This is a genomic window from Brevibacterium rongguiense (genome assembly GCF_009857845.1).
Lineage (GTDB): Bacteria > Actinomycetota > Actinomycetes > Actinomycetales > Brevibacteriaceae > Brevibacterium > Brevibacterium rongguiense.
In genome coordinates this window covers 1-255 of the sequence record NZ_WWEQ01000160.1, presented here as the reverse complement: position 1 = coordinate 255, position 255 = coordinate 1, and the positions used below count along the sequence as shown (strand labels likewise).

The window sequence follows — 255 nt, the reverse complement described above, 5'->3', positions numbered from 1 at the left end:
GTGGTCGAAGGTCGGTCGAAGAAGGCGTTCAAGGACTGGCTGGCCGAGCGGGACCAGGCTTGGCGCGATGGGATCGAGGTCGTGGCCATGGATGGGTTTGCGGGCTTCAAGACCGCCACCACCGAGGAGCTGCCGGACGCCGTCACGGTTATGGATCCCTTCCACGTCATCCGGTTGGCCGGGGACGCTCTCGATGAGTGCCGCCGCCGAGTCCAGCAGGAACTGCACGGACACCGCGGACGCAAGGGCGACCCG

At 67.1% G+C, this 255-nt stretch carries 1 protein-coding gene; it reads left to right on the top strand.

The genetic code is table 11. From position 1 onward, the window contains the following. The coding region (locus GSY69_RS15490; protein ID WP_160954418.1) for a transposase at nt 1-255 on the top strand (255 nt) is incomplete at both ends.